General features: G+C 70.0%; 22 protein-coding genes. 9 read left to right on the top strand and 13 right to left on the bottom strand.

All coding sequences use genetic code 11. The annotated features are described in order from the left end of the window. Positions 1–13: 13 nt before the first annotated feature. Positions 14–511, bottom strand: a complete 498-nt coding sequence (ruvX, locus tag AB8810_RS07450; RefSeq protein WP_179566265.1) for a Holliday junction resolvase RuvX — start codon at positions 509–511, stop codon at positions 14–16. Continuing rightward, positions 504–1,070: a YqgE/AlgH family protein gene (locus tag AB8810_RS07445; RefSeq protein ID WP_369916015.1), complete on the bottom strand. Its 567-nt coding sequence runs from the start codon at positions 1,068–1,070 to the stop codon at positions 504–506. The genes ruvX and AB8810_RS07445 overlap by 8 nt, the downstream gene beginning before the upstream one ends. Before the next feature lie 106 nt (positions 1,071–1,176). On the opposite strand from AB8810_RS07445, the gene AB8810_RS07440 reads away from it, so the two are divergent. The 4 genes from AB8810_RS07440 (at position 1,177) to AB8810_RS07425 (ending at position 5,768) form a co-directional block, all read left to right on the top strand. Next, the gene (locus tag AB8810_RS07440; protein ID WP_369916013.1) at positions 1,177–2,985 is read left to right on the top strand and encodes a DUF4153 domain-containing protein; all 1,809 of its coding nucleotides are present in this window, start codon (positions 1,177–1,179) and stop codon (positions 2,983–2,985) included. A gap of 15 nt (positions 2,986–3,000) precedes the next feature. Next, on the top strand, positions 3,001–3,540 hold the full coding sequence (locus AB8810_RS07435; protein WP_369916011.1) for a DNA-3-methyladenine glycosylase I: 540 nt from the start codon (positions 3,001–3,003) through the stop codon (positions 3,538–3,540). Next, positions 3,522–4,760: a hypothetical protein gene (locus AB8810_RS07430; protein WP_369916009.1), complete on the top strand. Its 1,239-nt coding sequence runs from the start codon at positions 3,522–3,524 to the stop codon at positions 4,758–4,760. Before AB8810_RS07435 ends, AB8810_RS07430 begins: the two co-directional genes overlap by 19 nt. Positions 4,761–4,865: 105 nt before the next feature. Next, the gene (locus AB8810_RS07425) at positions 4,866–5,768 is read left to right on the top strand and encodes a DUF72 domain-containing protein (RefSeq protein WP_369916007.1); all 903 of its coding nucleotides are present in this window, start codon (positions 4,866–4,868) and stop codon (positions 5,766–5,768) included. An 80-nt stretch (positions 5,769–5,848) separates the two neighbouring features. Here AB8810_RS07425 and AB8810_RS07420 read toward each other — a convergent pair whose 3' ends face one another. The 9 genes from AB8810_RS07420 to AB8810_RS07380 form a co-directional block, all read right to left on the bottom strand. Further along, positions 5,849–6,964 (bottom strand): FAD-dependent oxidoreductase, encoded by a 1,116-nt coding sequence (locus tag AB8810_RS07420; protein ID WP_369916005.1) that lies wholly within the window; start codon positions 6,962–6,964, stop codon positions 5,849–5,851. Positions 6,965–6,977: 13 nt separating this feature from the next. Continuing rightward, a complete protein-coding gene (locus AB8810_RS07415; RefSeq protein ID WP_369916003.1) occupies positions 6,978–9,086 on the bottom strand; it encodes a LodA/GoxA family CTQ-dependent oxidase in 2,109 nt (702 codons plus the stop codon). Between the two features lie 36 nt (positions 9,087–9,122). Continuing rightward, positions 9,123–10,496 carry a hypothetical protein gene (locus AB8810_RS07410; RefSeq protein ID WP_369916001.1) on the bottom strand — a complete coding sequence of 458 codons (1,374 nt, stop codon included), beginning with the start codon at positions 10,494–10,496 and terminating at the stop codon, positions 9,123–9,125. Between the two features lie 588 nt (positions 10,497–11,084). Further along, positions 11,085–11,759, bottom strand: a complete 675-nt coding sequence (locus AB8810_RS07405) for a YitT family protein (RefSeq protein WP_369916640.1) — start codon at positions 11,757–11,759, stop codon at positions 11,085–11,087. 171 nt (positions 11,760–11,930) lie between these two features. Further along, positions 11,931–12,530, bottom strand: a complete 600-nt coding sequence (locus AB8810_RS07400) for an MFS transporter permease (protein WP_372530419.1) — start codon at positions 12,528–12,530, stop codon at positions 11,931–11,933. A 50-nt stretch (positions 12,531–12,580) separates the two neighbouring features. After that, the gene (locus tag AB8810_RS07395) at positions 12,581–14,077 is read right to left on the bottom strand and encodes a diguanylate cyclase domain-containing protein (RefSeq protein WP_369915998.1); all 1,497 of its coding nucleotides are present in this window, start codon (positions 14,075–14,077) and stop codon (positions 12,581–12,583) included. Next, positions 14,074–15,339 (bottom strand): WD40 repeat domain-containing protein, encoded by a 1,266-nt coding sequence (locus AB8810_RS07390; RefSeq protein WP_369915996.1) that lies wholly within the window; start codon positions 15,337–15,339, stop codon positions 14,074–14,076. The genes AB8810_RS07395 and AB8810_RS07390 overlap by 4 nt, the downstream gene beginning before the upstream one ends. Before the next feature lie 161 nt (positions 15,340–15,500). After that, positions 15,501–16,631 carry a PilT/PilU family type 4a pilus ATPase gene (locus tag AB8810_RS07385; RefSeq protein WP_179566286.1) on the bottom strand — a complete coding sequence of 377 codons (1,131 nt, stop codon included), beginning with the start codon at positions 16,629–16,631 and terminating at the stop codon, positions 15,501–15,503. A 123-nt stretch (positions 16,632–16,754) separates the two neighbouring features. Next, a complete protein-coding gene (locus tag AB8810_RS07380; RefSeq protein ID WP_104557606.1) occupies positions 16,755–17,792 on the bottom strand; it encodes a type IV pilus twitching motility protein PilT in 1,038 nt (345 codons plus the stop codon). Positions 17,793–17,880: 88 nt separating this feature from the next. Here AB8810_RS07380 and AB8810_RS07375 point away from each other — a divergent pair, with 88 nt between their 5' ends. The 4 genes from AB8810_RS07375 to AB8810_RS07360 all read left to right on the top strand — a co-directional run bounded on the left by AB8810_RS07375 (position 17,881) and on the right by AB8810_RS07360 (position 21,344). After that, entirely contained in the window at positions 17,881–18,567 is a 687-nt protein-coding gene (locus AB8810_RS07375; RefSeq protein ID WP_206229149.1) for a YggS family pyridoxal phosphate-dependent enzyme, read from the top strand. Between the two features lie 278 nt (positions 18,568–18,845). Continuing rightward, a complete protein-coding gene (locus tag AB8810_RS07370; protein WP_206229148.1) occupies positions 18,846–19,892 on the top strand; it encodes a hypothetical protein in 1,047 nt (348 codons plus the stop codon). Positions 19,893–20,042: 150 nt separating this feature from the next. After that, positions 20,043–20,876, top strand: a complete 834-nt coding sequence (proC, locus tag AB8810_RS07365; protein WP_179566292.1) for a pyrroline-5-carboxylate reductase — start codon at positions 20,043–20,045, stop codon at positions 20,874–20,876. A gap of 12 nt (positions 20,877–20,888) precedes the next feature. After that, positions 20,889–21,344, top strand: coding sequence for a DUF4426 domain-containing protein (locus AB8810_RS07360; protein ID WP_191826570.1), 456 nt, complete (start codon positions 20,889–20,891; stop codon positions 21,342–21,344). Positions 21,345–21,356: 12 nt separating this feature from the next. Here AB8810_RS07360 and AB8810_RS07355 read toward each other — a convergent pair whose 3' ends face one another. Next, positions 21,357–22,382, bottom strand: a complete 1,026-nt coding sequence (locus tag AB8810_RS07355) for a 2-hydroxyacid dehydrogenase (protein ID WP_369915992.1) — start codon at positions 22,380–22,382, stop codon at positions 21,357–21,359. A 43-nt stretch (positions 22,383–22,425) separates the two neighbouring features. Next, positions 22,426–22,863, bottom strand: a complete 438-nt coding sequence (gene soxR / locus AB8810_RS07350) for a redox-sensitive transcriptional activator SoxR (RefSeq protein WP_185815702.1) — start codon at positions 22,861–22,863, stop codon at positions 22,426–22,428. 99 nt (positions 22,864–22,962) lie between these two features. Here soxR and AB8810_RS07345 point away from each other — a divergent pair, with 99 nt between their 5' ends. After that, positions 22,963–24,387, top strand: a complete 1,425-nt coding sequence (locus AB8810_RS07345; RefSeq protein WP_369915990.1) for an MFS transporter — start codon at positions 22,963–22,965, stop codon at positions 24,385–24,387. The last annotated feature ends 4 nt before the right edge of the window (positions 24,388–24,391 follow it).

The raw sequence follows: 24,391 nt of genomic DNA, 5'->3' as shown, positions 1-24,391 counted from the left end.
TCCGGGCAGGGAATCAGGAAATGGGAGTGGCGTCGTCGGGCGCGGCCAGCCAGCGCTCGATGATCACCGCGGCGGCCACCGCGTCCAGCGCGGCGGCATCGCGGCGGCGCTTGCGGCCGGCGGCGCGGTCCACCGCGAAGCGCTTGGCCGCCTCGACCGAACTGGAGCGCTCGTCGACCAGCACCACCGGCAGCTTGTAACGGGCGCCGAGTTCGCGGGCGAAGGCATGCGCGCGCTTGCGGTTGGGCTGGTCGGCACCTTCCAGGGTCAGCGGGTCGCCGACCACCAGGCCGTGCGGGCGCCATTCGGCGTGCAGGCGGTCCAGCGCCGGCCAGTCCGGCCCCTGCGCGTGCACATCGACCACGGCCAGGGCGCGCGCGCCGCTGCCGAAACTGCTGCCCACGGCCACGCCGATGCGGCGGTTGCCGACGTCGAAACCGAGCACGGTGCCGTCGCGGCGAATCGTGCCGGCGGCGGCGCTGTCCGCAGCGGGCGCGCCGGGCTCAGGCATGTCCGCTGTAGTCGGTGAGGCGGAACAGGTCCACGCCGATGCGGCCGGCGGCGGTCTGCCAGCGCCGCTCCAGCGGCAGCTCGAACAGCAGTTCGGCATCGGCCGGCGCGGTCAGCCAGCTGTTCTCGCCCAGTTCGTATTCGAGCTGGCCGGCGCCCCAGCCGGCGCAACCCAGCGCGACCACCGCGTTGCGCGGACCGTCGCCGCGCGCCATCGCTTCGAGCACGTCGCGCGAGGTGGTCAGGAACAGGCCGTCGCCGAATGCCAGGCTCGAATCCCAGGCGCGTTCGCCGTCGTGGATCACGAAGCCGCGTTCCGGATGCACCGGCCCGCCGCTGAGCACCACCTGCTCGCGCAGCGCGTCGTCGATGGTGTCGATGCCCATCTGCGCCAGCACTTCGCCCAGCGTGTATTCGGAGGCGCGGTTGACCAGCACGCCCATCGCGCCGTTGGCGTCGTGCTGGCAGATCAGGGCCACGCCGCGCGCGAAATGGGGATCGGACAGCGCCGGCAGCGCGATCAGCAGTTGGTTGGCCAGGGGGGTAGGCAAAGCGGACATGGCCCCATTCTATCGTCCCTCCCGCGCCGGCGCTGCGCCGGGCCGGAGCGGGCTGCCATAATCGCCCCGATCGCGCACCGCCGCGCCGCCAAGGATGCTGTCTCGCATGGAAACCGCCCCCGATCTGCCGCGCCAGACCCGCGCCTTCATCGTTCTGGTGGCGCTGCTGCAGGGCGCGCTGCTGTACCTGGCCCAGCGTGGCGCCGATGCCGGGTGGTGGCCGTTCGCGGCGCTGGGCGGCCGGGTGTGCTGGTACACCCTGGTGCTGACGGTGCCGACGCTGATCCTGCTGTCGGTGCGGCGCCTGGGCGAATTGCGCCTGTGGCAGCACGCGATCGCCCTGGCCTTGCTGGTGGCGGCGCTGTCGGCCTGGGCCGCGTGGAGCGCCACCGGCGCGCCCGGGCTGCGCAGCGAGAAGGTGCTGGTGCCGTTCGGCATGGCCATTGCGCTGGGCATGTTCGTGCTGCTGCCGTGGCTGCAGTGCCGGCTGCAGCATGGCCACTGGCAGGCGCCGTACCGCGAATTGTTCGAACATGCCTGGCAGAACGCGCTGACCCTGGCCCTGGCCTGGCTGTTCGTCGGCATCTGCTGGCTGGTGCTGTGGCTGTGGGGCGCGCTGTTCGCGCTGGTGAAGCTGGAGTTCTTCCGCGAGCTGTTCCGCCAGAGCGCGTTCGTCTATCTCGCCACCGGCATCATGTTCGGCCTGGGCCTGCTGATCGGCCGCACCCAGCAGCGCGCGGTGCAGGTGATGCGGCAGATCCTGTTCGCGATCTGCACCGGGTTGCTGCCGTTGCTGGCGTTCGTGGCGGTGCTGTTCGCGCTGAGCCTGCCGTTCACCGGCCTGCAGCCGCTGTGGGAAACCCGCGCCGCGGCCAAGATCCTGATCGCGCTGGTGGCGGCGCTGGTGGTGTTCGTCAATGCCGTCTACCAGGACGGCGCCGCCACCGTGCCCTATCCGCAATGGCTGCGGCGGCTGATCGACGCCGGCCTGCTGAGCCTGTCGCTGTACGCGCTGCTGGCGTTGTACGCGCTGTGGCTGCGCATCGACCAGTACGGCTGGAGCGCGGAGCGCTTCAACGGCGTGCTGGTGGCGGTGGTCGCCTGCGGCTACGCGTTCGGCTACGCGTGGGCGGTGCTGCGCCCGGACGGGCGCTGGCTGCGGCCGCTGGCGCCGGTCAACCGGGTCATGTCCTGGGGGGTGATCGCGCTGGCGCTGGCCACCGCTTCGCCGCTGCTGGACCCGTACCGCATCGTGGCCGGCAACCAGCTGCAACGCTTCGCCGACGGCCGCACCGCGGCCGCTGACGTGGATCTGTATTACCTGCGCTTCGACAGCGGCCGCCGCGGTTACCAGGCGGCGCAGTCGCTACGCGATGCGCCCGGCTTCGCCGAGGACCCGGCGCAGCGCGAACGGCTGCAACGCATCCTGCAGCGCACGCAGCGCTGGGGCGACGACGGCGACGCCAGCGACGAGAAGCGCGCGCCGGAGCGCATCGCCGCTCCGGCCGAACTGCGCCAGCACATCCCGCTCGCCGCCGGCAGCGCCGATCCCGGCGATGGCTGGTGGCAGGCGGTGCTCGCCGGCACCCTGCACGACGGCGGCTGTCGCCAGCGCGAGGACCACTGCGTGCTGCTGGTGCGCGACCTGGACGGCGACGGCAGCAGCGAAGCGCTGCTGTGCAACGACACCGACAACTTCGGCATGGAATGCCGGATCCATGCGCACCGCCAGGACCGCTGGCAGGACGTGGCGCGCGTGCATTTCTTGCCCAGCTCGCCCGATCGCGCGGATGCGCCGTTCGACGCGCTGCGCGCCGGCAAGCTGCAACTGGCGCCGCGGCGCTGGCCGGACCTGACCTTGCCGGATGCGCGGCGCGCCGAAATCTCCCCCGAAGACAACGACCAGGACGACTGACGGAGTCCGCCCGACATGACCAGCTATTGCGACATCGCCCCCGGCCACGCGCTGCACGGCCCCTACCACGACGACGAATACGGGGTTCCGCAGCGCGCCGAATCCGACCTGTTCGAACGGCTGGTGCTGGAGATCAACCAGGCCGGACTGAGCTGGGAGCTGATGCTGAAGAGGCGCGCCGGTTTCCGCGCCGCCTATGCCGGGTTCGATGTGGACACGGTCGCAGGCTACGGCGAGGCCGACGTGCTGCGCCTGCTCGCCGACCCCGGCATCGTCCGCAACCGGCTCAAGGTGCACGCGGCGATCCACAACGCGCAGGTGATCCAGGGCCTGCGCGCCTCGCACGGCGGTTTCGCCGCCTGGCTGGACGCGCACCATCCGCGCGCCAAGGCCGAGTGGATCAAGCTGTTCAAGCGCACCTTCCGCTTCACCGGCGGCGAGATCACCGGCGAGTTCCTGATGAGCCTGGGCTACCTGCGCGGCGCGCACCGCGAAGACTGCCCGGCCTTCGCGCGCATCGCGCGGCTGGATCCGGCGTGGATGCGCAGCGCGTGAACCATGCCGCGCCTGCGTGCGTCGCCGGCGCCGCCTCGCAGCGGATGCCACGGACACGGCCGACATCGTGGATTGCGGCAACGCTGCTTGCGCTGGCCGCCTTCAGCGCGGCGCAGGCGCATGCGGCCGATGGCGGGACGACGACGCTGCCGCAGGTGTTGGAACAGCTGCGCCGCGAGATCGAGGCCGAACCGGCCACCGACCCCACCCCGATCGACACGGTGCTGCAGCGCCATGCGGACACCACCGCGCTGAGTTTCGACATCGCCACGGCGGACGCGGACGGCGCCGCGGCGCCGCCGCCCAAGCAACCGGCCGGCGCCAGCGCCGCCGAATGGCAGGCGTTGCGTACATACCTGGGTCCCGCGAGCGCCGTGCAGGACGACGTCTCCGAAAACGACAACCACCACTACACCCTGATCGACCTGGACGAAGACGGGCAACGCGACCTGCTGGACACCGCCTACGTCGGCGGCACCGGCCTGTTCACCGAGATCGCGGTGCTGCGCCGCGACGCCGCGCACGGCTTCCTCGCCCCGCCCAACGCCGCATCCGAAGCGGAACCGGCGACGGGGGTATTCAGCATCAATGGCCGCGGCGGCGACCAGGCCCTGTACTGGCTGCGCATCGACGGCCGCAGCTATGCGGCGTATCGCGACGGCGATTACTTCCAGGACACGCTGACCCTGTCGCGCCCGCTGTCGCCGCTGCCCGGCGAGCGCAGCAGCCCGCGCGTGCTGCAGGTGCGCTACCGCTACCGGCACACGCTGGCGCCGCCGCAGGATCCGGCGCAGGCCACGCCCGAGGACCAGGACGCAGCGCGCTGGCTGGCACAGCACCCGCAGTGGCGCGCGGTCGCGGACCGGGAGCTGCAGCGCCTCGGCTTCGATGCGCAGGGCCGGCAGCGCAGCCCGGACCCGAACGCGCGCTGCCCGGTTCCGCCCGGGATCGGCGACCCCGAGGAACGCGCGCAATGGCCGTGGCGCGATGCCGGCCACTACACCTTCGACTACGTCGCCGACCTGCGCCTGCGGCACGGATCGGACTGCTACAGCGCCAGCATCGTCGCCTTCCGCAGCAGCTACCTGACCTCCTACGTCGCCTGCTGCGCGCTGTGGCTGTACGCCGCGCCCGGCCAGCAGGCGGTGGCGTTACCGTTGCGGTCCATTCGCGCGCGCGCCGGCGTCGCAGTGATCGCGGCTACGCCGGCTGGGCAATGAACGCCGCCGGCTGACCGTCTGCGCCGCGCCGGCCACGCCCACGGCCGACGCGGTCTTGCCATGGCATGCACGGCGCTTGAACGCCGCCGCCGGCATGGTCGGCGCATGAGCCTGCTTATCGGCATCTCCGGCTGGCGCTACCCCCGGTGGCGCGGCGTGTTCTATCCGCCCGACCTGGTGCAGCGGCGCGAGCTGGAATACGCCTCGCGCTGCTTCCGCTCGGTCGAGCTCAACGGCTCGTTCTATTCGCTGCAGACACCGAAGAGCTACGCCGCCTGGCACGCTGCGACGCCGCGCGGCTTCGTGTTCGCGGTCAAGGGTCCGCGTTTCGTCACCCACTTGAAACGGCTGCGCGATTGCGAGCAGCCGCTGGCCAACTTCTTCGCTTCCGGCCTGCTCGGGCTGGGGCCGAAGCTGGGGCCGTTGCTGTGGCAACTGCCGCCGTCGCTGGCCTTCGACCCTGCATTGCTGGACGAGTTCCTGTCGCTGTTGCCGCGCAGCCACGCAGCGGCGCTGACCCTGGCCAGCAAGCGCGACGCCGCACGCATGCGCGAGCGCAGCCTGCTGCATATCGACCGCAACCGGCGCCTGCGCCACGCGCTGGAGGTGCGCCATCCCAGCTTCGCCACGCCCGCGGCGATCGCGCTGCTGCGCAGGCACCGCGTCGCCCTGGTGCAGGCCGACACCGCCGGCAAATGGCCGTACCTGGAAGACGTGACCGCCGATTTCCTGTACCTGCGCCTGCACGGCGACGCGCAGCTGTATGCCAGCGGCTACAGCGACCAGGCGCTGGACGCCTGGGCCGCACGGATCGACGCCTGGCACCGCGGCGGCGAGCCGGCCGCGGCGCAACGCGCGAGTCCTGCCGCCGCGCGGCGCACGCGCCGCGACGTGTATTGCTACTTCGACAACGACATGAAGGTGCATGCGCCGTTCGACGCGCGGCGCCTGGCGCAACGGCTCGGCATCGCGACGCCGTGCCCGGATCGCGACGAACGCGACGGCTGACGCCGGCACCAGCGCGCAACGGTACACCCCGACACGGTCGTTGCGCCGAAGCGCACACGCAGCTCCGCCGTGCGGGCGGATCAAGCCGCCAGCCGCGCCTGCCAGAACGGCGCTTGCGCCCAGCGCCGCTCGCGCGCGTACAACGCCCCGCGCTCGCGCAGATAGGCACGGAAGCGTGCGAACACCCCGTCCTGGTAGGCCGCCAGCGGTGCCGCGCCGCCGCCCTGCAGCCGCGCCGCCAGGGCGTGCGCCGCCGCCTCGCCGTCCTGCAGGGCCTTGACGATGCCGTGCGCGGTCAGCGGGTCGTAGGCGCTGGCCGCGTCGCCCACCGCCAGCCAATCCTCGCCGACCACGCGGCTGAGGATCGCCGACGGCCCGAGTGCGGCGATCAGGGCGTCGGCATCGGGCAACGTCGCACCGCCCTGCGCCAGCCAGCGCGCGACGTGCTGGGTCTGCTGCGCCGCCGCGAGCCACGCCGCCGTGTCCAGGAACTGCCGCTGCCGGCGCGGCTCCAGCGCCAGGGCCAGCATCATGCGCCCACCCGGCAACTTCGCCGCGTACCACCAGCCATCGCGCCAGGCCTCCAGCAAGGCCTGCGACGGAATCGCGTCCGCGCGCTCCAGCGCGAAGACGCCGGCGACGAACGCCAGGCAGTCCACTTCGTTGCGCGCCACGCCCAGCCGTCGCACCGCGGCGGCGGCGATGCCGCTGGCATCCACCAGGAATCCGGCACGCACGCGACGCGCACCGCCGTGCTGGCCATGCAGTTCCAGGACATGGCCGCCGTCCGCATCGCGACCGATCGCGCCCAGGCGCAGTCCGCGCAACAGCGTGCCGCCCCGCGCCGGAACCGCCGCCGCCAGCATCGCGTCGAAGGCGGCGCGATCCACGTGCCAGCCCTTGCCCTGGCCGGCGACGATGAAGTCGTTGTAGCCCAGTTCCGGCGCGCCCCAACTGGCGCAACTGCCGGCCGACGCCAGCGGCCGCTGCGCCAGGAACGCGTCCCACACGCCCAGGCGCTGCAGCGCCGCGCTGGCCGTCGGTGCCAGCGCCTCGCCCAGCCGCCAGCCCGGCGCGCGGCCCATGTCGACCACGACGACATCCTCGACACCGCGCGCGGCCAGCGCCAGTGCGGTGGCGCATCCGGCCGCGCCGCCGCCGACGATCGCCACGGCATGGCGTGCATTCGCGGCCATCGCGTCGATCGGCTCAGCCGAGACCATCGGCGTCGGCGGTCACCGCTGCCGACGGCGGCGGATAGGCCGGAATGTTGGCCATCGGCCAGGGCGCGACGAATTCCTGGCCCACGTCGAACTGGCTCGCGACCTCCAGGTACATGTCCGCCGGATACGGCGGCTGCCCCGTCGGCGGCGCGATCTGCGCACCGCTGACGACGAAGCCGACCTTGGCCCAGTTGGCGACGAAATCCGCGTAGTTCTGGAAGCGCCCGACCTGCGCCGGATAGTCGCTGTCGGTGCCGGTGCCGCGCACGGAATACACCTGCGGGCCCGGATACCATGTCTCGTCTTCCGGATCGAGCTGGCACAACGCCACCGGATAGACCGCGAAGGGCCGCTCCGCCGGCCACGACCAGAACAAGGTGTTGTTCGGGGTGATGTTCGGGTTGCTGCTGCCGGCTCCCGGGTTGGGATCGGGCAGATGGGTGGCGCAGGAGTTGTAGTCGGTATGCCACGGCACCGACATGAACTTGGACAGATCGCCTGGTTCCACCGGGTACGACTGCAGCGGCACGTAGCCGAAGCTCAGGAACGGCTTGCCCTTCTGCGCGGTGCCGTAGTCCAGCGACGCCTGGTTGATGCGGAACGGCCCGCAATCCTGTTGCTGCCATTGCGTCACATAGAGGTTGGTGTCGCGGATCGGGAACGACACCTCGATGCCCGGGCTGTAGCGGCCGCCCAGGCAGTTCTGCAGCGTGACCCGGTCCAGCAGCTCGCCGGGCCCCAGCGTCGGTGCGCCGCCTTGCACGTAGTTGTTGCCATGCCACTGGTTCAGCAGGAAGTACTGGGTCGCGCTGACGCTGAGGAAGCTCTTCTGCGCATCGCCGAGCGAGAGCGGCATCATCGGCGAGCCGGTCTGGGTGTCGGCCGCGGAGGCGGGATCGCGGATCAGGGTCTTCAAGTTGGGGATCTTGGCGGTCGGGTCGTCGGTCGGCTGGATCTGCCCGATCATGTCGTGACCCCTGATCGCGCCCGACGGCAGGTTGGTGTTCCAGCGCTGCAGCATGGCCGCGTGGAAGATCGGCTGGATGTCGTCGCTGAAGGACGGCTGGTAGGTGCCGACGAACGCGTTGTTGGCGTACAGCGACGGCATCAGCCCCAGTTCGCGCACCCACACGTCGTAGACGTCGTCCCAGGTGGAGACCACATTGCGGGTCTGCGGCGCGTAGCCCGGATCGCCGGTGACGTACCAGGCGCCCTGCACGCTGGCGCTGGAGCCGTCGCTGAAGATCAGCACGGCATTGACCGGGCCGTCGGCGGCATCGTCGTACCACAGGCCGTTCTCGGTCGCATCCGTCAACGGCGGATAGCTTCCGTCGGCCTGCACGACCGCCGAGGTCCGCGCAAAGCCGCCGGCCACGATCAACGCGCCGTTGGCTTCCACGCGCATGTCGCCCAACGAGTCGAGCGTGCCCAGCGGCTCGTGAAGCGTGTGGAACATCGACGGGAAGCTGACCGGATAGTCCGGCGCCGGCTGTATGGTGCCGGCGGCATCTGCGTAGCTGGGAGTGGTCTGCATATCGAAACCGAGCGCCGCCGCACTGCCGGCAGCGACGCTGATCGCGCGCGGACCGGGGTCGATGACCAACTGCTGCAGGCGCACCGGATCGTCGGGGTCGCCCGAACTGGTGTAGTCCGGATTGCGCAGTTGCAACAGGCCCGGCGACTCGTACGCGGCGATGCCACGAAACTGCTCGCCCTTGCTCACCGTCGAATAGTTGTTGAGCTTCTTGTTGGCCACATGCACGGTCCAGACGATGTCCTTCACCGTCTTGCCGTCAATCGTGCTGCCCACGTCCACGCGCGTGCCGCCGCCGTTGGGATACGTGCCGGAACTGCCGCTGGGATAGGCGTAGATGTGGAAACGCGCGGCCTGGCGCTTGACGTTGCCGTCGGCATCGCGGAACTGCTCGGCGGTGATCGGCGTGGACTCGGTACCGGGCTGCACCGGCAACCCGCCCATCAGACCGTCGGCGCCGCGCACGCCGGCCGCGGTCACCGGCGCCAGATAGAACGCCTGGCTATCGCCGACGCGGCCGATGCCGATCGCCGGATGCACTCGAAACACGTTGCTGGACATGATGATCTGCTCCTGATCCGGATGAAGGGGCGCGCATCAGCGCTGCGCGGCCGGCCGCGGCGCCGGCGGCGCCTTCTGCGGCAGCTGCGCCTGGAAGTAATCGTTGATCACCACATGGCTGAGATTGACGTTCAGCCCCGGCAACGACTGCGCGCGCGGATCGGGCGAAATCACCTGGGTGGTGTTGTGGCAGGCGAAGCAGTTGTCCTGCGTGCTCTGCACCTGGGTGAAGGTCTCGATGGTGGAATTGGACAGGCGCATCGAGCCGGTGAGCAGCGGCGATTTGTCCGGCGGCACGCACTCCAGCGACGAGCCGGGCTGGAAGGTGCAGTTGGGCTGCAGCGCGTCCATCTGGTTGAACCAGATCGCGCCGACCTCGAAGTAGTTCTTCCACACATCGTTCAACTGGCCATCCACCGAGGCGTTCATCGACTTGATGTTGTCGATGTTGCAGTCCTGTCCGCTCGGGCACGGCTTTTCTCCGCCGTAAGGCACCATGCGGCACACCTGGGTGACCGGGCTCAGGGTCTGCGTCTGCGCGTTCAGGGTCAGCGCACCGGAACCGGCCGCGTTGACGTTGCACTGCTTCAGCGGGGTATTGGCCTGATAGAACGTCCAATCCCTGGCGGAGACGATGTCGTTCGGCTGCATCTTCTCCATCGGCTGCGGCAGGTCCGGCGCATTGTTCTGGTGCTCGAAGGTGGCCCAGATCATTTCCGGATGCCCGTCGACCGTGCCGCCGATATGGAAGCCGACCAGCGCCACGGTCTGGGTTTCGGTGTCGGCGGTGGCGACGATCTTGCCTTTGCGCATGCCCAGCTTCGCGATCTGCGCCTGGCGGGTATAGAACGTCGAGACGTCCTCGCCCGGCTGCACCACCTTCCACGCCGCCTTCAGGGTCATGCTGCCCACCGGGAAGGCCGTGTCGGGATTGAATGCGCGCAGTCGCTTGGGGTCCTGCAGGCCGTTGCTGGCGATGAACTGGCCGAAGACGTCGTTGGAGTGGATCGAGTAGTAGACCGCGCGTCCGTTGCGATCCACCAACACCCCGTCGGGCCCGGCCTGATCGATCAGTTCCACGGTGCGCGCCTGCTGCGCGCGGCCGATCAACGGGTCCAGCACGCCGTCGGCGACACCGCCGATGCCGTCGGTGGTCATGGTCAGGAAGCGCGGCTGGCCGCCCACGTCCTGGGTCAGCCACAGGAACGCATTCCACGACCAGATGTGGAAGTCGCAATTGGTGCTGTCGGAACCGAAATCCGTCGAATCCGGCGCCGGGGTGTTTGCGTGCGGAAACCAGTTCGAATTCGGCGACCCGGGCGGCACGCAGGCGCCGGCGACGGATCCCGGCTTGGTGGGCAGCACGCCGCCACTGCCCTGTTGCGGCCCCGGACCGGGACCGGGATTCACGGCCGAACACGCCGCGATCAAGACACAGACAAACGCCGCGAACCCTATCGCACGCTTCATCGCATTCTCCTTCGGTACGCGAAAGACAGCTGAAAACGCCACATTCCATGACGACGCGCGACCATGCGGCAGCTCACGATGCCGACCGGCAAGCGCTGGAAAATCTAGTTCGGTTCCCCCATCGCAGGCACGATGACTCCCGTGGATCGCGTCACGTCATTCGCGCGTATTGCCCCTCGCCTGCGCAATCAGCATGCGCCGCCGGCGAACGCGCCGACAAGGCCATTTCGTAGACACGCGGGATCTCCCGTAGACAGTTGCGAACGGGCCCATGCCTTCACCCGAGGCATGGCGTCCTGGCTCCAACTGTTGCTGCGGTCACGCACCCGCAGCGCATGGAATGCGCATCATGAAAGTGCGAAAGGTGTATCGGACGCCCATTACGGCAAGAGCGGTTGCACGCGCATGGATCGGCACGGCATCGAGCGCCGCCTGGCGATGGTGTCGGCATTCGCCGCCTGCGTCCAACGCAGACCGACGCGCCGCGCATTGCGCGCGTCGCGCAACGCAGGCGCAGCGGCGTGCCGCTCACACGCCCATGTAGCGCCCGGAGCGGTGGTTGAACATCAGCACCAGGCTCAGCACCACCGCGCCGATCGCCGAGTACAGCACCTGCTGCGGCGCCAGCACGAAGAACGCGACCAGCATCAGCGCCCCGTCGAAACTCATCTGCACCTTGCCCGCGCTCCAGCCGCGGCTGCGCTGCAGGTAGACCGCCAGGATGCCGACGCCGCCGAGGCTGGCGCGATGGCGGATGAAGAACAGGATCGCCAGCCCGACCAGCGCGCCGCCGACCAGCGCCGAATACAGCGGCGTCATCGCCGAGTACTGCGCCCAGCGTGGCAGCAGGTCGGTCAGCACCCCACAGGCGGCGACCGCGACGAAGGTCTTCAGGGTGAACTCCCAGCCCATGCGTCGCACCGACAGCCAGTAGAACGGCAGGTTCACCAGCACGAACATCAGGCCGAAGTTCCAGCCCAGCGCGTAGTGCAGCAGGAACGCCACCCCGGCCATGCCGCCGATCATCAGTCCGCCCTTGGCGAACACCGCCAGGCCCAGCGAGGCCACCAGCGTCGCCAGCAGCATGCCCTGGATGTCTTCGGCCACGCTGTGCCGCAGCGCCTGCGCATCGCGCGCGGTGCCGGCCGAATCCGCCGGCGGCGTCAGCGGCCCGGAAGTGACGACGGTGCCGTCGTCGGGCAAAGGGTCCAGGTCCGGACGCAGATCGGAATCGGGGAGGCTCACGGGAATAGGCAAGACGCGGGGGTGCGGTATTAGACACCAAGCGGGGCGGTGGTTGCAGATGAAACTTCATCCGCGGATCGCGACCGCATGGCGGACCGGCGATGCGCCGGAACCCCCCGCGACGCCGGCTCAGCGGGGTGCGGGCAAGTTCACCTGGATCGGTTGCTGCAGCAGCACGTTCACCACCAGCATGAAGATCGCCAGCGAAAAGAACGGTGCGACGATCGCCAGCCACACCCACGTCCACGCGCTGAATCGCTCCTGCGGGCGTTCGCGCAAGCCGCGCGCCCGCTTGAAGCGGACCAGGCGCCGGTTGATCGCGAACAGCGGCGTCCAGGACAGCAGCGCCAGGAACGACAGTCGGGTCGGCCACGCCGCCAGCAGGCTCAATCCGACATACGCCAGGGCCGGTCCCCACCAGCCCAGTACGCTGCGGCGGTGCGCGCCGATCAAGCGATCCAGGGCGCGCAAGCAGGCGAAGATCCAGATCAGCGAGAACACCGAGCGCCACACCGGCGAGATGCGCCGGCGCCCGGAGATCAGGCGGATCGCCTGCCAGTTGCGGTAGAACCAGTACAGCGCATACCAGCCGAAGGTGGTCGTGCACAGCAGGGCCAGCTTGATGCCCGACGGCGCGAACAGCGCGGCCAGCGGATCGGTCGGGGCGGCATCGGGCGCGGCGTCCGCCAGCGCGGCGGCGGGGACGGCGTAGGGGTTGTCCATTTGCATGCGTGGCACTCGGCCGATGCGTTTGTCGAATCGCGCCGCGTCGACCGCGGTCAGCGAGCGAAGGCGCGGCGCTGCCGCTTGTCCGCGTACATCTCCGCATCGGCGCGTTCGAGAAGTTCCTCCAGCGCCTCCGCGTCCAGATCCCGCCGGTCGCACAGGGCCAGGCCGAAGCTGGCCGACAGCCCGGTCGCGAAGCCGTCGTCCTCGCCGGGCTTGGCAAGCGCCCCGCGCAGCGCATCGGTGAGCCCGCGCGCCTTCTCCGGCGTGGTCAGCGGCAGGTACAGCGCGAACTCGTCGCCCCCGCGGCGCCCGAGCAACTGGCCCGGCCGCAGACAGCTCCGGCAGCGCTTGACGAAGGCGCGCAAGGCCGCATCGCCGGCGGCGTGCCCGAACTGGTCGTTGATCGCCTTGAGGTTGTCCATGTCGGCGACGATCACCGCCAACGGACGTGGCTCCTGCGCGGCCAGTTGCAGATCGTTGAGCACCTGTTCCAGGAATCCGGTCCGCGACAGCGCCCCGGTCACGGGATCGCGCACCAGCGCGTGGCGCAGCCGCGTGTTGTCGGCGTAGAGCCCGGGGACGGCCAAACCGAAGTAGCTGTTCGCCGCCAGGCTGATCATGGCGAACTGCAGCGCGAGCGCCTGCGCCTCGAGCCGCAGCAGCGGCGTGGCCAGTGCGATCATCAGGCTGAAGGCGGCGATCGCCACCAGCGCCTGCAGCATTCCGTGGGTATGCACGATCCACAGCTGGATCACCACCACCACGAACAACGCGAAGACCACCGCCGGCTGTCGCGGCAACGCGGCCGCGAGCCACATCACCACCAGGGTGATGCCGAGCAGCAGCGCGAGCTTGACCAGATAGCCCGCGGCGCTTCCGCTCGGCGCGATCATCCCCGACAAGCGCGGGATGCCGGGCCGCGGTGCGATCCCCAGGGACTCGGCCAGACGCAGCACCGCGAGGATCGCCAGCGGGCCGAGCGCCAGCAGACCGGCGTAGTCGCCGATCGCCCACGGGATCGACTGGGCGAACATGGCCGGCAGATCGATGGCGCCGGTGACGACCAATCCCGCGCCGCCCAGGCAGGCGGACAGCAGCGAGGCCACCCCACCGCCCAGGATGAAGTAGGTGACCGCGCGCGGCAGGCTGGTCGAGGACATCCCCTGCCCGACCCGCCGCAGCAGCCAGGCCAGTCCGCCCCAGATGCAGAACTGTTGCGCGGTGAACAGCAGCGCGTACCACAGGACCGCCCGGCCGGGGACGGCCGGATGCTCGGTCGTGCGATAGAAGCTGAGCAGCGTGGCCAGCACGCAGGCGATGGCGATCGCCGGCGCGCCGCGCCAGCCCAGCACCATGAAGGCGGCCAGCGTCACCGCCACCGGCGGGAACCACAGGCTCGCATGCGTCTGATAGCCCAGCACCCGCGCCAACTCGAAGCCCGCCAACCACGCCACCACCAGCACCACCGACAGCATCAGCAGCGCGCCGGGACGGCGCGGCGCCGCGGCGCGCGTGCGGAACGGCGCCTCGGCGTCCCAGCCTGTCATCCATCCGCCTCCGGCCGGTTCCGGACGGTGGCCGAACCGGGGCCGACGAACGCGGTGACCGAACTGTCGTCGCTGCCGCCCACCACCACCGACGCATCGCCGCTCAGCCGGATCGGCCAGCTCATGTTGCCCGCGGCCCAGTTCCATTGCAGCGCGCCATCGCTCGCATCCCACAGGGTGAACCCGCCAGGCGTACCGTCGGGGTGGCCATCGGCCAGCCCCAACCAGCGCCCGCCAGGATCGAACGCCAGGCAGTTGGGCGAGTACTGGCTGGACGCCGTCCACTGCGGCTGGGCCGCGCTGCCGGTATCGGCGAACACGGCGACGATGCCGCCTTGCGGGACGTTGCCGGCGATCGCGACCTTGTCCCCGGCGGCATCGCAGGCCAGCCCGTAGATGGTCTTCGCGCCACCCGGTGCTGCCACGCTCCAGGCCGGCGCGGGCGTGCGCTGGAACGCGGCCACGTCGAAGGCGTACAGCGTGCCGTCGCCGGCGCCGGCATAGGCCCTGCGCCCATCGCCGGACAGCGCCGCGGTATGGGTGTAGGCGCCATTGGGCAACTGCCAGCGCGCCAGCGCCGTCGGTTGTCCGGAGGCGATCGAGAACAGGATGATCTCGCCGTGATAGCTGGCCACCAACCCGGTGCTGCCGTCGATGGAGAGGCCCGTGGCGACGACGGTGTCGCCGGCAGCGCTCAGCGCGATGTACACAGGCGCGGGGAAGGCTGCGGCGGCGGCGCGGCAGAACAGATAGCCCTGATCGGCACCGGCCAGCAAGGTCAGCCCGCGCCCGTCCAGCGACACCATGTTGCCGCGGCCCCCAGTCAGCGGATACGACAGCAGTTCCTCGCCGCCGGGCACCGACCAGGCCCCGATGAAGCCCGCGTACGGATTCTGGCTCCTCCAGCCGCAGCTGGCGACGGTGCTCCCGTTCGCCGCGACATCGACCCAGTACACGCCCTGCCAGCCGTCGAATTCCTTCGCCAGCAGCGGCTTGCCGGTGCGATCCCAGGCGTAGGTGCCGAAGGTCCCGTCCTGGTTGCCGCGCACATCGCTGCGCGTGGCGGCAGGGTCGATGCGTTCGAAGATCTTGCGCTGGGCGACGGGCACCGCGTCCAGCCCGGCGCTCTGCGACGCGCTGCCGTATTCGTGGAAGAAGGTACCGGCGGCGATGACATTGCCATCGCCGGACACCGCCACCGAATTGATGTAGTAGCCGGCATGCGGCTGTGTCGACCAGAGCACCTCAGGCACGTCGTTCACGCGGATCCCCTCCCTTGGGTTGAAGAGTCCTCAACGGACTCCTGCGAGCATTTAGCTGAAAACACGACACCAGCGGAGGACCTGCATATAACCGGTGTCGTGTCGATTCCCTGTCATCTTGCCTGCGCCTGCCCTCCCGACCGCCTGTCGGACGGACCGGCTCAGCGCACCTCGGCGATCTCCACCCCGTCCATGCCCTGCGCCAGGGTCTTGGCGTCGCCACCCTGGGCGAGCTTGATGCGCAGGCGCACTTCGTTCTGCGAGTCGGCGTGGCGCAGCGCGTCCTCGTAGCTGATCTCGCCGGCCTGGTACAGCTCGAACAGGCTCTGGTCGAAGGTCTTCATGCCCAGGTTGGTGGATTCCTTCATCACGTCCTTGAGCTTGTGGATCTCGCCCTCGCGGATGTAGTCCTGCACCAGCGGGGTGCCGAGCATGATCTCCATCGCCACGCGCCGGCCCTTGCCGTCGGGGGTCGGGATCAACTGCTGGGCGACCACGCCGCGCAGGTTCAGCGACAGGTCCATCAGCAGCTGGCTGCGGCGGTCCTCGGGGAAGAAGTTGATGATGCGGTCCATCGCCTGGTTGGCGTTGTTGGCATGCAGGGTGCACAGCACCAGGTGGCCGGTTTCGGCGAAGGAGATGGCGTGGTCCATGCCTTCGCGGGTGCGCACCTCGCCGATCATGATCACGTCCGGCGCCTGGCGCAGGGTGTTCTTCAGCGCGTTCTCCCAACTGTCGGTGTCGATGCCGACCTCGCGCTGGGTGATGATGCAGCCTTCGTGCTTGTGCACGAACTCGATCGGGTCTTCGATGGTGATGATGTGCCCGGTGGAATTCTGGTTGCGGTAGCCGATCATCGCCGCCAGCGAAGTCGATTTGCCGGTGCCGGTGGCGCCGACGAAGATGATGATGCCGCGCTTGGTCATCGCCAGGGTCTTGATCACCGGCGGCAGGTTCAGCTCATCGACCGTGGGGATGCGCGTCTCGATCCGGCGCAGCACCATGCCGACCTGGTTGCGCTGGTAGAAGCAGCTGACGCGGAAGCGCCCCACCCCGGCCACGCCGATGGCGAAGTTGCACTCGTGGGTCTTCTCGAACTCCTCGCGCTGCGCCGGGGTCATCACGTTCAGCACCAGGTCGCGGCTCTGCTGCGAGGTCAGCGGCGTCTGCGTGATCGGGGTGATCTTGCCGTGCACCTTGATCGCCGGCGGCATGCCCGAGGTGATGAACAGGTCCGACGCCTTCTGGTGCGCCATCAGTTTCAGGAACGAGGTGAAGTCGATGGTGCTCATGGCGTGCTCCTTCGGAGCCGGGAATCGGGAATGGAGAATCGGGAATCGCAACAGCCGGTGTCCGGGAGCGGAAAGGACGAGGTTGCTGCTCCCCATTCCCTATTCCCCACTCCCGATTCCCGGCTACTCGAACACACGCTTGTCCTTGGCATACTCGCGCGCCTGGTTGCGGGTGATCAGGCTGCGCTTGACCAGGTCCTGCAGGTGCTGGTCCAGGGTCTGCATGCCGTTCTGCTGGCCGGTCTGGATCGCCGAGTACATCTGCGCCACCTTGTCCTCGCGGATCAGGTTGCGGATCGCCGGGGTGCCGACCATGATCTCCCACGCCGCGGTGCGGCCGCCGCCGACCTTCTTCAGCAGCGCCTGCGAGATCACCGCGCGCAGCGATTCGGACAGCATCGAGCGCACCATCGGCTTCTCGCCGGCGGGGAACACGTCGATGATGCGGTCGATGGTCTTGGCCGCCGAGCTGGTGTGCAGGGTGCCGAACACCAGGTGCCCGGTTTCCGCGGCGGTCAGCGCCAGGCGGATGGTTTCCAGGTCGCGCAACTCGCCGACCAGGATGATGTCCGGGTCTTCGCGCAGCGCCGAGCGCAGCGCCTCGTTGAAGCCGTGCGTGTCGCGGTGCACCTCGCGCTGGTTGATCAGGCACTTCTGCGAGGTGTGCACGAATTCGATCGGATCCTCGACGGTGAGGATGTGGCCGTATTCGTTCTTGTTGATGTAGTCGATCATGCCGGCGAGCGTGGTCGACTTGCCCGAGCCGGTCGGGCCGGTGACCAGGATCAGGCCCTGCGGCTGGTCGATCAGCTGGCGGAAGATCGGCGGGCAGCCGAGGTCTTCCAGGGTCAGCACTTCCGAGGGAATGGTGCGGAACACCGCGCCCGCGCCGCGGTTCTGGTTGAACGCGTTGACGCGGAAGCGCGCCAGGCTGGGAATCTCGAACGAGAAATCGACTTCGAGGAACTCTTCGTAGTCGCGGCGCTGCTTGTCCGACATGATGTCGTACACCAGCGCGTGCACCTGCTTGTGGTCCAGCGCCGGGATGTTGATGCGGCGCACGTCGCCATCGACCCGGATCATCGGCGGCAGGCCGGCGGACAGGTGCAGGTCGGATGCCTTGTTCTTGACCGAGAACGCCAATAGTTCAGCGATATCCATACGCTGCTTTTCCCCTTGGGCTGCGACTGGAAGGATGATTCCCCGGGCGGCAGTATAGCGCCCTTCCCCATTGCCAGAAGCGCCGCCCGTGCCCCTCTCCCCCTTGCAGCAGATCCGCCTGGACATGGACCGCGCCGCGGCCTGCGCACAGCGCCCGCCGGCGTGCCTGCTGGCCGTGTCCAAGACCCAGCCGGCCGCGGCGATCGCGGCCCTGGCCGCGCAGGGACAACGTGCGTTCGGCGAAAACTACGTGCAGGAAGCGGCCGGCAAGATCGCCGAGCTGGCGGGGCTGGAGCTGGAATGGCATCTGATCGGCCACCTGCAGTCGAACAAGGCCGAACAGGCCGCCGTGCTGTTCGACTGGGTGCAGAGCGTGGACCGGATCAAGCTGGTCGCCGCCCTGGCCAACGGCCGCCCGGCGCAGCGGCCGCCGCTGAACGTGTTGATCCAGGTCAACATCGACGACGAGACCAGCAAGCACGGCTGCGCCCCCGGCGAGGTGGATGCGCTGGCCGCGGCGATCGCCGCGCAACCGAGGCTGCGCCTGCGCGGGCTGATGGCGATCCCGGCACCGTTTCCCGAAGAGGCGCTGCGGCGCGCGGCGTTCCAACGCATGCGCGCCCTGCTCGACGGCCTGCAAGCGCGGCACCCCGGCGCCGACACGCTGTCGATGGGCATGAGCGGCGACTTCGCCGCGGCGATCGCCGACGGCGCGACCATGGTGCGCATCGGCACCGCGCTGTTCGGCAGCCGCGCGCCACGCGCGGCGCCCTGAAACCGCGCAGCGCGGCCGACGCTGTTGCGATGGCAAGCGCGGGCGCGCGCTTGTCTACGAAATATTCAAACGCGATTAAGCGACGTCGGAAAGATGTCGTAGGTCAAACAGTTGAAAAACATCGCTTTTCTTCGTGCGCGAACGTCCGCCCGCAGATCGGGTCAATAACCGTTAAGTCGGTCAAAGTCCTGCCTCGAAAACCTCCGTTTCCATGGCGCCGGCCGCGGGCTTTCCGCGGCCCATCGCCGAATGAGATCGGCTCGTACGAGGTCAACCAAATGGATGCATCGACCAGATTCCTGCTTGCTTCGTGTGTCATCGGCTTGCTGCAGGTCCCCGCCGCCATGGCCGCGCCAATGGCGACTGCGGCGTCGGCAACCGACGAATCGCTGATGACGCCCGCCGAGGTGCGCGCGCACGGCGCCTGGCGTGACACCATGGCGCACCTGCCGGCGCCGGCCGAAGGCTGCTTCCACGCCACCTACCCCAGCACCGACTGGCAAGCGGACACCTGCAAGACCCTGACCCGGCATGTCCATCCCATCCCGCACCGCGTGCACTGGGGCGCCACCGAAACCACCGGCAACGGCTACGACTACGCGTTGCAATCCAGCACCCTGATCAGCAAGACCGTGGGCAGCTTTCCGCAGGTCAGCGGGGTCACCTCCGAAACCGGCGTCGGCGTCTCCGCCTTCGGCGGCGGCGGCATTCTCGGCCCCAACGAATACTCGCTGCAGATCAACTCCAACTACGACGGCACCACCAGCGTGTGCAACGGACACTCCGGCTGCACCGTGTGGCAGCAGTTCGTCTACGCCACCGACTACGAGACCCAGGGCGAGGCGGCGGTGTTCATCCAGTACTGGCTGATCGGCTACGGCTCCAGTTGCCCCAGCGGCTGGCTCAGCGACGGCGGCACCGACTGCTACCGCAACAGCAATGCGGTCAGCGCCCCCGACGTGCCGGCCACGCAGCTGGCCAACGTCAAGCTGACCGGCTCGGCGACCGCCAACGGCAACGACAGCATCACCTTCACCAACGGCAGCACCGCCTACAGCATCAGCGCCAAGGACAGCGTGGTGAAACTGGCGACGGTGTGGAAGTCGTCCGAGTTCAATGTGGTGGGCAATGCCGGCGGTTCGCGCGCGAACTTCAATTCCGGTTCGTCGATCACGGTCAAGGTGGCGGCGACCAACGGTTCCACCGCCGCGCCGACCTGCGCCGCCAATGCCGGCACCACCGGCGAGACCAACAATCTGAACCTGGGCAGCTGCACCGCGTCGGGCGGCAGCACGCCCTCGATCGCCTTCACCGAGGCCAACTGAGCCACCCCGCGCTGGCGATGCGGCCTGTCGCCAGCGCGGGCCACCGGAACGGCAGCAGCGGCCGCTCGCCGCGCCGGCCAGCGGCCGACAGGCTGTCCGCCGGCAGTGCAGCCGCTACCATAGGCGCACTCGCGTCCTCGGTGCCTCGCCATGCCTCCTGCCCATTCCAGCGCCGACATCGCCTTCATCGGCGGCGGCAACATGGCCCGCAGCCTGATCGCCGGACTGGTCCGGCAGGGCATCGCGCCGGACACCATCCGCGTCGCCGAGCCGGTGCCGGCGCTGCGCGAGGCGCTGGCCGCCGACTACGCCGTGCACGCGGTCGCCGAGGCGGCCGAAGCGGCCGACGGCGCGCCGCTGTGGGTGTTCGCGGTGAAGCCGCAGGTGCTGCGCAGCGTCTGCAACGAACTGGCCACGCTGGCCCAGGCGCAGCGGCCGCTGCTGCTGTCCATCGCCGCCGGCATCACCGCACGGCAGATCGACCGCTGGCTGGGCGGCGCGCACGCGGTGGTGCGGGCGATGCCGAACACGCCGGCGCTGCTCGGCGCCGGCGTCACCGGGCTGTTCGCCAACGCGCAGGCCAGCGCCGCGCACAAGCGCCAGGCCGAACAGTTGCTGGCCGCCGCCGGCGTCACCGTCTGGGTCGAGGACGAGGCGCTGATCGATGCGGTCACCGCGGTCTCCGGCAGCGGCCCGGCCTATGTGTTCCTGCTCGCCGAAGCGATGGAGGCGGCCGCCATCGCGCAAGGCCTGCCGGCCGCGGCGGCGCGCACGCTGGTGCTGCAGACCGTGCTCGGCGCGGCGCGCATGCTCACCGAATCCGGCGAGGCGCCGAGCGAACTGCGGCGCCGGGTGACCTCGCCCAACGGCACCACCCAGGCCGCGATCGAGACCTTCCAGGCCGGCGGCTTCGAGGCGCTGACCGCCACCGCCATCGCCGCCGCCGCCGCCCGCGGCCGCGCCTTGTCCGCCGCCAACGACTGACCCGGAGCCGCCATGCGCCGCCTGCCTGCCACCGCGCTGTTGTGCCTGACCCTGGCCGCCTGCTCGGCGCAGGACGCGCCGCGCCCCGCCACGCTGGTCGCGGCCACGCCCGCGCAGGCCGACCTGGGTGCGCTGCGGGTGCACTACAACGCGCTGCCGACGCTGGCGATGAGCGACAGCGTGGCGCGCCGCTACGGCATCGTGCGCGCCGCCGACACCGCCCTGGTGATGATCGCGCTGCGCCGCGTGCACGGCAGCGAAGAACTGCCGGCCACCGGCGAGGTGCGTGCCGTGGCCGCCGACCTGAGCGGCCGCCGGCAACCCATCGCCTTGCGCGAAGCGGTCACCGACGCCTACACCGACTATGTCGGCACGGTGCGCACCAGCGAGCACGACCAGCTGAATTTCGTGGTGGACGTGCGCAGCGCCGACGGCGCCGGCACGGTGCGCTTCAGCCGCAGCTTCTAGCGCGTTTTCGGGTCAGGCGCCGCCGCTCGCAGCGCCGGGCGGGAGCGGCAACGGAATCGGGTTCGGCACCGGCGCGCCGCGTTCGAAGGCGCTGATGTTGTCCAGCGTCGCCGCCATGATCTGGCCGATCGCCTCTTCGGTGAAGAACGCCTGGTGGCCGGTGACGATGACGTTCGGGAACGACACCAGGCGCTGGATCACGTCGTCGGTGATGACCGTGGCCGACAGGTCGTGGAAGAACAGGTCCGCTTCCTGCTCGTAGACATCGATCGCCAGGCCGCTCAACCGTGCCGATTTCAGTGCGGCGATGACCGCTTCGGTATCGACCAGGCCGCCGCGACTGGTGTTGACCAGCAGCGCGCCGGGCTTGATCCGCTGCAGCGCGGCCGCGTCGATCAGGTGCTGGGTCTGCGGCGTCAGCGGGCAGTGCAGCGAGACCACGTCGCTCTGCGCCAGCAGCGTCGGCAGGTCCGCATAGGTGCCGCCCTGGGCCAGGAACTCGGCATGCGGGAACGGATCGAAGCCGAGGATGCGGCAGCCGAAGCCGGCCATGATGCGGCCGAAGATGCGGCCGATCTTGCCGGTGCCGACCACGCCGACGGTGCGCCCGTGCAGATCGAAGCCCATCAGCCCGTCCAGTTCGAAGTTGCCGTCGCGGGTGCGCTGGCTGGCGCGGGCGATGCGCCGGTTGACCGCGATCAGCAGCCCCACCGCGAACTCGGCCACCGAGTACGGCGAATAGTCGCTGACCCGCGCGGTGGCGATGCCGTGGCGCTGCGCGGCCAGCGCGTCGACATGGTTGAAGCCGGTGGAGCGGGTGGTGACCAGGCCCACGCCCAGCGTGGCCAGCAGCGCGAGCACGGCATCGTCGACCCGGTCGTTGACGAACACGCAGACCGCGCCGCAGCCGGCCGCCAACGGCACCGTCGCCGCGCTCAGCGCGTCCTGCACGAACACCAGGTCGTGGCCATGCGCGGCATTGGCCTGCGCCAGCAGCTTCATGTCGTAGCGTCGCGCGCTGTAGACCGCCACCTTCATCGCATCGCTCCCGCCGTGACGTGGCACCCAGCATCGGCTTCGCTCAGGGCGATGTCCAGCGCTGCGGCCCTTCGCCCTGCGCGCCCAGCGCATCGGCGGGGTTGCTCAAGCGGCAGCGGCGCAGCGACAGGCAGCCGCAGCCGATGCAATCGGTGAGCTGGTGGCGCAGTTGGGTCAGCTGCAGGATGCGTGCGTCCAGTTCCTGGCGCCAGGCCGCGGACATCCGCGCCCACTCCGCGCGCGTGGGCGTGCGCGCATCGGGCAGCTGCGCGAACGCGGCCTTGATGCTGTCCAGCGGCACGCCGACGCGCTGCGCGACGCGGATCACCGCCAGCCGGCGCAGCACGTCGCGCGCATAGCGGCGCTGGTTGCCGGCGGTGCGCAGGCTATGGATCAGGCCCTTCTTCTCGTAGAAATGCAGCGCGGACACCGCCACGCCGCTGCGTTCGGCCACCTGCCCCACGCTCAGTTCCTCGTGCATCGCTTGACCTCGAGTCCGGTTGAGGTTGCATGCTGCGCGTCCGCTCCCCGCCGCGCAAGCGGCCGCTGCCGGCCCGTTTGCCCCGCACAAGGCTTTTCGATGAACCACGCCACGTCTTCCAGCAACGAATCCCAAGGCGCCGCACCGGCGCTGCCGGACGCCACCGCACCCGCAGCGTCCGCCGCCGATTCGGTGCTGGCACCGCGCTATCGCGCGACCACGCTGGGCATGGTCGCGCTGGTCTCGCTGATCGCCTTCGAAGCGCTGGCGGTGGCCACCGCGATGCCGACCGTGGCGCGCGAGCTGGACGGCCTGCGGCTGTATGCGCTGGCGTTCGGCGGCACCCTGGCCACCAGCGCGATCGGCATGACCGTGGCCGGGCGCTGGAGCGATCTGCGCGGTCCGGCGGCGCCGCTGTGGGCCGGCCTGCTGTGCTTCGTGTGCGGCCTGCTGCTGGCCGGCTTCGCGCTGTCGATGCCGATGCTGCTGGCCGGGCGGCTGGTGCAGGGCGTGGGCGCCGGCGCGATCTCGGTGGCGCTGTATGTCCTGGTCGCGCGGCTGTATCCGCAGGCGCTGCGGCCGCGCATCTTCGCCGCGTTCTCCGCCGGCTGGGTGGTGCCGTCGCTGATCGGGCCGAGCATCAGCGGGCTGATCGTCGAACACGTCGGCTGGCGCTGGGTGTTCCTGGCGGTGCCGCTGCTGGCATTGCCCTCGGCGGCGCTGCTGCAGCCGGCATTGCGTAGCCTGCCGCGCGTGGCGGCAGCGGCGCGTTCCAGTGCGGCGCCGTTGCTGTGGTCGATCGGCGCTGCGGCCGGGATCTGCCTGCTGTACCTGGGCGGCCAGCAGCGCGGCGCCTGGGCGGCGGCCACGGTGCTGCCGGCGCTGGCGCTGCTGCTGGCCTGCGCGTGGCGGCTGCTGCCGCGCGGCACCCTGCGCGCGGCACGCGGGCTGCCCAGCGTGATCGCGCTGCGCGGCATCGCCGGATCGGCGTTCTTCGGCTGCGAGGCGTTCCTGCCGCTGTTGCTGTCGCGCGAACGCGGCCTGTCGCCGACCTGGGCCGGGGTGGCCTTGAGCGTGGGCGCGCTGGGCTGGTTCGCCGGCTCCTGGTACCAGGGCCACTATGGCCGCGACGGCACCCGCCTGCGCCGGCTGCGCGTGGGCTGCGCACTGATGACGCTGGGCGTGGCGATCACCGCGCTGGCGCTATGGCCGGCGCTGCCCGCGGCGGTCGCGATCGGCGGCTGGGCCGCCACCGGCCTGGGCATGGGCCTGATCTATCCGACCCTGTCGGTGCTGACCCTGACCCTGTCGCCGCCGGCGCAGCAGGGCGCGAACAGTTCGGCGCTGCAGTTGAGCGAGGCGATCGCGGTGGCGACCACGCTGGCGGTGGGCGGCTCGCTGTTCGCGGCGCTGCTGACCCGGTCGGTGGCCGCCGCGTACCTGTCCACCTTCGCGGTGGCCGCGCTGCTGGCGCTGCTCGGCGTGGGCATCGCCGGCCGCACCCAGGCGGCGCCGGCGCGCTGAGCCC

Source organism: Xanthomonas sp. NCPPB 3005, from assembly GCF_041228095.2.
Taxonomy (GTDB): domain Bacteria; phylum Pseudomonadota; class Gammaproteobacteria; order Xanthomonadales; family Xanthomonadaceae; genus Xanthomonas_A; species Xanthomonas_A bonasiae.
This window is presented reverse-complemented; position numbering and strand designations above follow the sequence as displayed.